The following is a 10,521-nucleotide window of genomic DNA, read 5'->3' on the forward strand; positions in this document are numbered from 1 at the left end:
AATTAATCGTACCATCAAAATTAGTTTTAGGTGCCGGTTTAGGAAATAGAAAGTGGTTTTTAGGTGGAGATGTTGCATTTTCTGGATCAGGAAATCAAGTCAATCGTTTTGAAAATTATTCAAATGTATCATATGAAAATGCTGTAAAAGTTGCAATTGGAGGATTTTTTATACCAAAATTTGATTCATTTAATAATTATTTTCAAAGAGTTACTTACCGAGGTGGTTTCAAGTTTGAAAACACAGGACTTGTAATTAATAACACAGCCATAAAAGATAAATCTGTTACTTTAGGATTTGGATTACCTATTTCTGGTACTTTTTCAAGTATGAATTTAGGTATCGAATATGGTTCAAGAGGAACAACAAGAAATAACTTAATTAAAGAAGATTATTTTTCAATAAATATTGGCTTGTTATTTAATGATAAATGGTTCAGAAAAACATTATATAATTAAAATAATGAGAAAAGGGGTTGGATATATTGCTTTTCTTTTAGCGATTTTGTTTCTGCAAAGTTGCGAAAGTAACCTAAAAGATGTTCAACGAATTTATAAAACAACATTTGTTCCAACAGGCGAAGCCGATTCGATTAATTTAAAATATTCTGATTCTGGAAGAGTAAAATCCATCTTACAGAGTTTAAAAATGATTGATTATTCAACTGCAAAAAATCCGTTTGTTGAATTTCCAAAATCCGTTTTAGTAACGCTTATTGACGCAAATGGAAATAAAACTACAGTTGTAGCAGACAAAGCTATTTCGTACAAAAAAACAGAAGTAATTGATTTGATTGGAAATGTAAAAATTCAAACCTACGATGGTAAAGTTTTAGTGACCAACCAATTGTATTTTGATCAAAAAAACGAATGGTTTTTTACAGAAGAAGCATTTACTTTTAAAGACGCTGACGGAAGTTATCTTCAAGGAATAGGAATTGATTTTAGTAAAGATTTTAAAATCTTTAACATGCAAAACAACAACGGAGAAGTTAATAACATGTAATATATAAACTATGAAATATTTTAAATACACCCAATACTTATATTTAATAGCGTCACTACTTTTTTTGATATCTGTAATCGATAAAGCAATCAAGAAACAAGATTTTATTTTACAAGCAATTATTGCTGTAGGATTTGCTATCATGTTTTTTGTGCGCCGCAGTTTTGTTAAAAAAATGGAAAACAACAAAAAAAACTTATAAAAAATCGACAATACTTTTTTATTATTAAATAGATAATTGTATTTTCGCCCTCTGAATAAAAAAAATCAATATAAAAATGGCAATTTTATCAAAAATTAGACAACGTTCTATCTTATTAGTTCTAATCATAGCATTAGCATTGTTTTCATTTGTATTAGCAGATGTAATTAAAAGCGGTGGATTTGGCGGCGGTTCAAATACAATCGGTTCTGTTAATGGAACCAAATTTGAATATCAAGAATTCATGAATAAGGTAGCTAACGCTCAAAAATCGCAACAAGGAGCTAGTAACACGCAAGCTTTAAATTCAGTTTGGGAACAAGAAGTTAGAAAAGTATTATTAACGGATCAGTACGATAAAATTGGTTTATTATTAGGTAAAGAACAATTATTGGCGGTTATCAAAAACGACCCTCAATTGTCAAAAACACCTCAATTCTTAAATGCAGCAGGTAAATTTGATGACAAAAAATTTGCTGAATATATCAATTCTTTACAAAGTGCTCCAGATCAAACCCAATGGAACAGCTGGAAAGCTTATGAAGTGCAAATTGAAGATTTTGCTAAAGAGCAAATATATAACACGTTGATTAAATCAAGTGTTTATACTACAAAGGCCGAAGGAAAATTAAAATACGAAAGAGACAATAATAAAGTTGATTTTGATTATGTAGCGTTAGCATTTTCTACAGTTAGTGACGACCAAGTTAAGGTAACTGACGAGGAAATTATGGCATACATGAAGAAAAATCCTAAAAAATTCAAATCTGACAATACAAGATCTGTAGAATATGTATTAGTTGAAAACAAACCATCTGCAGCTGATGAAGCCGTAATGAAATCTAAAATGGATGGATTTCTAAATGGTAAAATTGAATTCAAAAACGGTGTAAACGACACTATTGCTTCATTTCGTGCAGCAACAAATGTGGCCGATTATGTAAATAAATATTCAGAAATTAAATTTGATTCTACGTATTTAGCTAAAAAGGATATTAACCCTCAATTTGCAGAACAATTATATGCATTAGCACCAGGACAAGTTTTTGGACCTTATACAGATAATGGATATTCAAAATTATCAAGAGTAGCAGGCAGAAAATCTGGCGCTACAGCAAAAGTTAGTCATATTTTAATTGCCTATAAAGGGGCAATGCAAGCCGCTCCAACCGTTAAATTAACTAAAGAAGAAGCTAAAGCTAAAGCAGAAGGTTTATTGGCACAAGTTAATGCAAATCCTTCAAGTATGGCCATGTTAGCCATGGTTAACTCTGACGACCAAGGTTCAAAACAAAATGGTGGCGTATATGATAATGTGGCACCAAAACAAATGGTTAAACCTTTTGATGATTTCTTATTTGGAAATCCAGTAGGGAAAACGGGTGTTGTAGAAACTGATTTTGGTTTCCACGTAATGAAAGTGGATGGAAAAAATGATGCGGTTTTATTAGCTACAGTTGCTTTAAAAATTCAACCGTCAGAACAAACAGAAGAAGTAAATTATAACAAAGCATTAAAACTAGAATCTGATGCTACAGCAAGTGGCCTTGAAAAAGCAGCGAAAACAGCAGGTTTAAAAATTGCACCAGTAACTAGTGTGAAAGCTTATGATGAAAATGTGGCCAATTTAGGTTTACAAAGACAAATTGTAACTTGGGCATTTAAAGATGATACAAATATTAATGATGTAAAACGTTTTGATATTGCAAATCAGGGATTTGCAATTGTAAAATTAAAATCGAAAAATGACGAAGGTCTTTTACCTTTAGAATTAGCAAAACAGCAAGTTGAACCATTAATTAAAAATGAGAAAAAAGCTGTAATTCTTAAAAAGAAAATGACAGGTACAACTTTAGAAGCAATTTCAAAATCTACAGGTTCTACTATTGCACCTGCGGTAGGAGCTACTATGGCATCTCCAGTAATTCCTAATTTAGGTTATGAACCAAAAGTGGTAGGAACTGCCTTAGGATTAGCTTCAGGAAAAACATCTAAAGTAATTGAAGGAAATTCTGGATTATTTATGGTAAGAACCAAAACACTTACTAAAGCGCCTGTTGTAAAAGATTTCAAAACACAAATTGATCAGTTAAACCAACAAACAAAAGGTTCTGCTCCGTACAGAATTGTTCAAGGATTAAAAGATAAAGCTAAAATTGAAGACAATAGAGCTAATTTCTAATAAATAAATCTTAAATAAAAAAAGGGCTGATTATATCAGCCCTTTTTTTATTTTTGTAAAAAGTAAATATGACACTATTTCAATCTTTATATAACATATTTGGTAAATTTACTAATAACAATACAAAAGATAAGGTTTTAAACGAATCGTCAAAAATGAAAAAATTTTTAATAGTAGGCTTGGGTAATATAGGTGCAGAGTATGTTAATACTAGGCACAATATTGGATTTAAAGTTTTAGATTATTTTGCCAATCAAGAAAGTATCTCTTTTCAAACACAAAAATTAGGCGATGTAACTGAATTTAAAATAAAAGGTCGAACAGCCATTTTACTAAAACCAAACACTTTTATGAACTTAAGTGGAAAAGCGGTTAAATATTGGATGGAAAAAGAAAAAATTGAGAAAGATAATTTATTAATTATTACTGATGATTTAAATTTATCCTTTGGAAGTATTCGAATTAAAACAAAAGGCTCTGACGGGGGACATAATGGTCTTAAAAACATACAACTTTTATTGAATTCCACAGAATATCCCCGTTTTCGATTTGGAATTAGTGATGCGTTCAAAAAAGGCAAACAAGTAGATTACGTATTAGGCGAATGGTCTACCGAAGAAAAAGAAGCTTTGAAAGAAAGATTAAGCATTTCTTCTGAAATAATAAAATCGTTTGTTTTAGCGGGATTAAATACTACAATGAATGCATATAATGGCAAATAAATAATCTCATTTCTTTGATTAATATTATAAAATAATTAATATTATGTTATATTTGTTTCTCATTAAACCAAATTCTTAAATAAAATGAAAAAAATTACTTTAGTCCTTTCGTTTTTAATTTGCTTCAGCACAATTGCTTTTGCTCAAATTGAAAAGAAAGAAAAAACTGTTTTCGGTAAAAAAATTAATCCTGAATTTATTTCACCTTCTGGGCATGTAAGATGTGTATCTACTGAATATGATCAGTATTTAAGAGAGCAAAATCCAAAAACAGAATCCGTGGCCCTTTTTGAAAAATGGATGGATAAAAAAATTAAAGAACAAAAATCTTTACAAGAAGTCGCATCTCAAAGTGGAGGCATAATTTATATTCCTGTAGTAGTTCATGTAATTCATAATGGAGACGGTTATGGATTAGGTGAAAATATTACTGATGAACAAGTTCAGTCTCAAATTACTGTAATGAATCAAGATTACAGAAAATTAACAGGAACTCCTGGGTTTAATACAAATTCAGTTGGAGCAGATACTCAAGTAGAATTTGTTTTAGCTAAAGTAGATCCAAATGGTAATCCTACTAATGGTATAAATAGAGTGAATTTGTGTCAAGCATCATGGTCTACAACTGCAATAAATTCAACTGTAAAGCCTACCACAATTTGGGATCCTACTCAGTATATGAATATGTGGTCTGTTAATTTTACTGATAGTACATTATTAGGTTATGCACAATTTCCAGAATCTAGTTTAGGCGGAATGGCTACAACAGCACAAAATCCAACCACAGATGGAGTTGTAGCAAATTATACGACCTTTGGTAGTTCTGCTTTAGCTAGTGGGAATTTTTCTCCACCGTATGATAAAGGAAGAACGATGACGCATGAAGTTGGTCATTTTTTAGGATTAAGACATATTTGGGGAGATAATTCGGCATGTCCTGCAACTAACACTGCTTTAGACAAAGATTTTGTTGCTGATACACCTGCAGCAAATTCAGCTAATTTCGATTGTCCTACTGGAACCAATAGTTGCCCTTCAAATCCTGGTAATGATATGATTGAAAATTACATGGATTATACGGATGATTCATGTATGAATATTTTCACTTCAGGACAAAAAGATAGAATAACTACCGTTTTAAATAATTCTCCTAGAAGATCTACCTTAAAAACTTCTGTAAAAGATGTTGCTATTCCATTATTTGCTAATGATGCCGAAGTTAAAATTGAAAATTTATGTAGTACAACATCAGCAACTTGTACAAATACTAACCCTGCATCACCTTCAAAAAATATTTTACTTTATAATAGAGGTACCTCTAACTTAACAGCTGCAACATTAAGTTATAATTTTAACGGAGGAACAAATTATACTCAAAACTGGACTGGAAATTTAGCGCCAAATAAATACGCTATAGTTACATTAACAAACTCAACATCTAACGGATTATTAACAGTGACGGTTTTAACCGCTAATGGTGTAACAGACCAAAGAGCTTCAAATAATGTAGCAACAAAAACTTTTGGTTCTGTATTATCTTATGCTAATGCAACTACGTTTACCTTTACTCTTATTGGTGATTCTTATGGTACTGAAACTACATGGTCATTAAAAAATCAAGCTGGTACAACATTATATAGTGGAGGCCCTTATTCAGATATAACTACTGGGACACAAACCTTAGTAAATGCAGAAGTTTGGACATTACCTGCAAATGGGTGCTATTATTTAACCGTAAACGATTCATATGGTGATGGCTTATATGATGGTGTAAGTCAAGGTTCATACACAATTACAGCTGGGACTACAACTGTTGTAAATGTAACTGATTTTGTTGTTTTAGGAAATCCAGCCAATACGCTTGTTTCTAGACAAAGTTATTTTACAAATAATGCTGCATTAGAATCTGATTCTTTCGAGTTATTTGATTCAGTTTCTTTATATCCAAATCCAGCAAAAGACAGAGTTACAATTTCTATCCCTCAAGGTATAGAAGTAACAGGAAATTTTGATGTGTATAATGCAATTGGTCAAAAAATTACTTCTAAAAATGTAACTACTGAAAGCGATTTGACTATTAATACAAATAGTTACCAAGCAGGAATGTATTTTATTAATTTAACAATTGGAGAATACTCAAAAACATTACGTTTTATAAAAGAGTAATTTTTTAATATTTTTTCATAAAAAGGATTGGTTTTTGCCAATCCTTTTTATTTTTGCATAAATATATAATTGACTTTGAAAATATATCAATCTCTTAACGAATTTAAGCCCTCTAGAAAAACAATAGTAACCCTTGGAACTTTTGACGGCGTTCATTTGGGACACAACGTTATTTTGGATAAAATTTGTAACATAGCCAAACAAGAAAATTTAGAAAGTGTTCTGCTCACATTTTTTCCTCATCCGCGATTAATCGTTTCTAACGATTCGGAAATAAAAATGTTAAATACAATGGCTGAAAAAGCTATGCTTTTAAAACTAAAAGGCATTCAAAACTTTATAATTCATCCATTTGATAAGTTGTTTTCTGAATTATCACCAAGAGAATTTGTAGAAAAAGTTTTGGTAAAACAATTAAATATTCAGAAAATTATTATTGGATATGACCATAAGTTTGGAAAAAACAGAGCTGCCGATTTTAATGATTTAATTGCTTTTGGTAAAGAGTTTGGTTTTGAAGTAGAAGAAATTCCTGCAAAACAAGTCGATGAAGTTGCTGTAAGTTCAACAAAAATTAGAAATTCGCTTTTAGAAGGTAACATTTCATTAGCGAACGATTATCTTGGATATTCATATATGTTGTCCGGAATCGTTGTAAAAGGCAATCAATTAGGAAGAACAATTGGGTTTCCTACCGCAAATATTCTAATTTCAGAAAATTATAAACTAATCCCTAAAAATGGGGTTTATATAGTAACTGCAATTGTGAATAATCAAACTATTTTTGGGATGATGAATATCGGAATTAAACCTACTTTAGGTGATAATGTTCCGACAATTGAAGTACATTTATTAGATTTTTCAGAAGATATTTACGGTCAAGAAATTCAAATAAATGTAATTGAGCGACTTAGAGACGAACAAAAATTTGAATCTTTCGAAGCGCTTAAATCGCAATTAGAAATTGATAAAACAAATACACTTGACTATTTTAAAAATTTGAACTCGTAACTAATTAATTTACAAGATTGTCTGTTTTTTAAATCCGCTTCTTCCTTATCTAAATTAATAAAAACTTAGCGCATAAATTTTTTCTTCAAATGTAAATTAGTACTTTTGAGGCATTAATTTATGATTTTATGAGTCTTACCAAACATAACTGGACGAAAGAAGAAATAATTGCTATTTACAATAAACCCTTAATGGATTTGTTGTTTGAGGCCGCTTCAATTCACAGAGAGCATCACGATCCTAATACGGTTCAAGTGTCTACACTTTTATCTATAAAAACGGGTGGCTGTCCTGAAGATTGTGGATATTGTCCGCAAGCGGCAAGATATCATACCGATATTGAAGGAAATGATTTAATGTCTGTTTCACAAGTTAAAGCACAAGCCTTAAGAGCCAAATCTTCAGGTTCTTCTCGTGTTTGTATGGGTGCGGCTTGGCGAAATGTTAAAGATGGTCCAGAATTTGATCAAGTGTTAGAAATGGTTCGTACCATTAATAAATTGGATATGGAAGTATGTTGTACTTTAGGTATGATAACTGAAAATCAAGCACATCGTTTAGCAGAAGCAGGATTATATGCTTACAATCACAATTTAGATTCATCAGAAGAATATTATAAAGAAGTAATTTCAACTCGTGGTTTTGAGGACAGACTTGAAACTATTGAAAACGTTAGAAAAACTAATGTTACAGTATGTAGCGGTGGAATTATTGGAATGGGTGAAAGTATTGAAGACAGAGCAGGTATGTTAGTTGCACTTTCTACATTAAACCCGCAACCAGAATCGGTGCCAATTAATGCTTTAGTTGCGGTTGTAGGTACGCCACTTGAAGATGAAAAACCAGTTGAAATATGGGAAATGATACGAATGGTAGCTACCACAAGAATTATAATGCCTGAAACGCAAGTGAGATTATCTGCAGGAAGAACCAATATGAGTAGAGAAGGACAAGCGATGTGTTTCTTTGCAGGTGCCAATTCTATTTTTGCTGGTGATAAATTACTTACTACACCAAATCCTGATGTAAATGAAGATATGAAAATGTTTGAAATGCTTGGATTAAATCCGCAAAAACCATTCATTAAAAAAATGCAACCTGAAACAGTAGAAGCACAAGATTCTAAATTTGAAGCTTTAGGTGAGAAACCAAAATGGAGCCGACCAGAGCATAAAATTGAAAGAAATTTAGAAGCTTCTGGAAAAAAGTAAGCTATAAATTCTAAAGAAATATAAAATCCCATGCCTTTTTAGGTATGGGATTTTTTAATTATCTGTAAAAAATTTACTGCGTTACAATTTGCAACGTTTCGCGGCTAATTTGTTTTACTAAAACGTTCTTGTCTTTTTCAATTACTTCTGCAGAAATGGCATCAAAATGACGAATGGTATATAAAGAAACGTTTTCATTATAAGAAACTTTGAATTTTTTTGATAAAATAGTTTTCAAATCTTTAAATTTATCAAAGGTGTCTTCAATACAAACGGAAAAACTAATAGCTGTATTTTGAATTAAACTCACTTTAATTTTATGTTTATGAAATAAAGCGAATATTTCACTAATATTTTCTTCCATTATAAATGAAAAATCAATTGAGGAGAGCGATACTAAAATTTGATTTTTCTTTACAATAAAACAAGAAGTCTTTGGTTCTAAATCTACGCCAGTTCCTACTTTTGTTCCAGGTAATGTAGGGTTTAGAAATGATTTTACATACAACGGAATTTCTTTTTTCTGTAAAGGTTGTAACGTTTTTGGATGTATTACACTTGCGCCATAAAAGGCCAATTCAATTGCTTCTCTGTACGAAATTTGATTCAGCAACACCGCATTTTCAAAATACCTTGGATCGGCATTTAAAACACCTGGAACGTCTTTCCAAATGGTTACACTTTCAGCACCTAAGCAGTAAGCAAAAATGGCAGCCGTATAATCGGATCCTTCACGACCTAACGTAGTGGTAAAGTTATTTTCATCTGCACCAATAAATCCTTGGGTTATAAATAACGATTTTTTTCTATTTATTTTAGAAATCAATTTTTGAGTGTATTCCCAATTTACATTAGCATCTCTGTAATTAGCATCTGTTTTAATATAATGACGCACATCTAACCATTGATTTTGAATCCCTGCAGCATTTAAATAATGACTCACAATAGTGGTAGAAACCATTTCTCCAATACTAATAATTTGATCGTACACAAAAGGATAATTTGGCGATTTATTGCTTCTAACAAAATATTCTAAATCATCAAAATGCGTATTTACGTCAAAAAACACCTCGTGCTCCTCATCGTCAAATAAATCTAATAAAATTTGATTGTGATATTTTCTGATGTCTTGTAAAGAAGCATATAATTCGTTGGACTTTTCAAAATAATTTTTAATTACTACTTCAAGCGCATTTGTAGTCTTTCCCATAGCGGAAATCACTAACATTACATCTTCGTACCCAACGGTTTGTAATACATTTAATACGTTTTTTATTCCTGCAGCATCTTTTACAGAAGCGCCCCCAAATTTAAATATTTTCATAACTTATTAATTACAATAGTAAAAATTCTAAACTCTAAACTCCAAATTCCAAACTCCAAGTTTATATTTTATTAATAATTAGTTGTTTTTTCTATATTATTTATAAATGTGTCAATTCCTATTTCATCCATATGAACCACTCGCCAATCATCTAAAACAGTTGCCCCGCTTTTTTTGTAAAATTCAATAGCAGGTGTGTTCCAATCTAACACGTTCCATTCTATTCGTCTTACGTTATCTTTTTTGCCTTGTTTTATAATTTCGGTGTATAATGCGAATCCAGCGCCAGTTCCTCTGTTTTTTTCTTTAACAATTAAATCTTCTAAATGAATGGTTTTTCCCTTCCAAGTTGAAAATCGATAGTAATACAAAGCTACACCAATAATTTCATTTTGCACTTCTGCTACAAAAGTATGAAATAAAGGGTTTTCAGAAAAGCCATCTCGCACTAAATCTTCTACAGTTACAACCACCGCATTCGGTTCTTTTTCAAAAATAGCTAATTCTGTAATTAAAGCCAAAACTTCTGGCATATCTTCTGGTATTCCTTTTCTTATAATCATTTTTTCTTGAAGCTATTTCCTGCTTTCCACTATATCTTTTTATTTTATGTTGCCTTCGAGAACCTCAGTAAAGATAAAATAATAATGATGCCGTTACACGCGAGCACATCGAACTGTCGCAGTAGTCAGGGCTAT

The 10,521-nt window shown here is 31.1% G+C and carries 9 protein-coding genes; 7 read left to right on the plus strand and 2 right to left on the minus strand.

Annotated elements, in window-relative coordinates; genetic code table 11:
• The 7 genes from ABWO04_RS07475 to bioB all read left to right on the plus strand — a co-directional run.
• Window positions 1–458: BamG-related protein (locus ABWO04_RS07475; RefSeq protein WP_502903974.1), on the plus strand; the 458-nt coding region annotated here is incomplete at its 5' end.
• Between the two features lie 4 nt (window positions 459–462).
• A complete protein-coding gene (gene lptC / locus ABWO04_RS07480; protein ID WP_353078745.1) occupies window positions 463–1,005 on the plus strand; it encodes an LPS export ABC transporter periplasmic protein LptC in 543 nt (180 codons plus the stop codon).
• Window positions 1,006–1,283: 278 nt separating this feature from the next.
• Entirely contained in the window at window positions 1,284–3,389 is a 2,106-nt protein-coding gene (locus ABWO04_RS07485) for a peptidylprolyl isomerase (RefSeq protein WP_353078747.1), read from the plus strand.
• Between the two features lie 155 nt (window positions 3,390–3,544).
• Entirely contained in the window at window positions 3,545–4,111 is a 567-nt protein-coding gene (gene pth / locus ABWO04_RS07490; protein ID WP_353078749.1) for an aminoacyl-tRNA hydrolase, read from the plus strand.
• An 84-nt stretch (window positions 4,112–4,195) separates the two neighbouring features.
• A complete protein-coding gene (locus ABWO04_RS07495) occupies window positions 4,196–6,277 on the plus strand; it encodes a M43 family zinc metalloprotease (RefSeq protein WP_353078751.1) in 2,082 nt (693 codons plus the stop codon).
• 75 nt (window positions 6,278–6,352) lie between these two features.
• On the plus strand, window positions 6,353–7,288 hold the full coding sequence (locus ABWO04_RS07500) for a bifunctional riboflavin kinase/FAD synthetase (protein WP_353078753.1): 936 nt from the start codon (window positions 6,353–6,355) through the stop codon (window positions 7,286–7,288).
• 128 nt (window positions 7,289–7,416) lie between these two features.
• Entirely contained in the window at window positions 7,417–8,499 is a 1,083-nt protein-coding gene (gene bioB / locus ABWO04_RS07505) for a biotin synthase BioB (protein WP_353078754.1), read from the plus strand.
• 73 nt (window positions 8,500–8,572) lie between these two features.
• Here the strand turns inward: bioB and ABWO04_RS07510 are convergent, their stop codons facing one another.
• A complete protein-coding gene (locus tag ABWO04_RS07510) occupies window positions 8,573–9,823 on the minus strand; it encodes an aspartate kinase (RefSeq protein ID WP_353078756.1) in 1,251 nt (416 codons plus the stop codon).
• A 71-nt stretch (window positions 9,824–9,894) separates the two neighbouring features.
• Complete coding sequence (locus tag ABWO04_RS07515) at window positions 9,895–10,386, minus strand: GNAT family N-acetyltransferase (RefSeq protein WP_353078758.1); 492 nt, start codon at window positions 10,384–10,386, stop codon at window positions 9,895–9,897.
• Between the last annotated feature and the right edge of the window lie 135 nt (window positions 10,387–10,521).

The organism is Flavobacterium sp. (assembly GCF_040382755.1).
Classification (GTDB): Bacteria; Bacteroidota; Bacteroidia; order Flavobacteriales; family Flavobacteriaceae; genus Flavobacterium.

Excerpts from the sequence above, each read along its gene's own strand:
- lptC (WP_353078745.1), top strand. The coding sequence starts at position 463 with ATGAGAAAAGGGGTTGGATATATTGCTTTTCTTTTAGCGATTTTGTTT.
- ABWO04_RS07485 (WP_353078747.1), top strand. The coding sequence starts at position 1,284 with ATGGCAATTTTATCAAAAATTAGACAACGTTCTATCTTATTAGTTCTA.
- pth (WP_353078749.1), top strand. The coding sequence starts at position 3,545 with ATGAAAAAATTTTTAATAGTAGGCTTGGGTAATATAGGTGCAGAGTAT.
- ABWO04_RS07495 (WP_353078751.1), top strand. The coding sequence starts at position 4,196 with ATGAAAAAAATTACTTTAGTCCTTTCGTTTTTAATTTGCTTCAGCACA.
- bioB (WP_353078754.1), top strand. The coding sequence starts at position 7,417 with ATGAGTCTTACCAAACATAACTGGACGAAAGAAGAAATAATTGCTATT.
- ABWO04_RS07510 (WP_353078756.1), bottom strand. The coding sequence starts at position 9,823 with ATGAAAATATTTAAATTTGGGGGCGCTTCTGTAAAAGATGCTGCAGGA.
- ABWO04_RS07515 (WP_353078758.1), bottom strand. The coding sequence starts at position 10,386 with ATGATTATAAGAAAAGGAATACCAGAAGATATGCCAGAAGTTTTGGCT.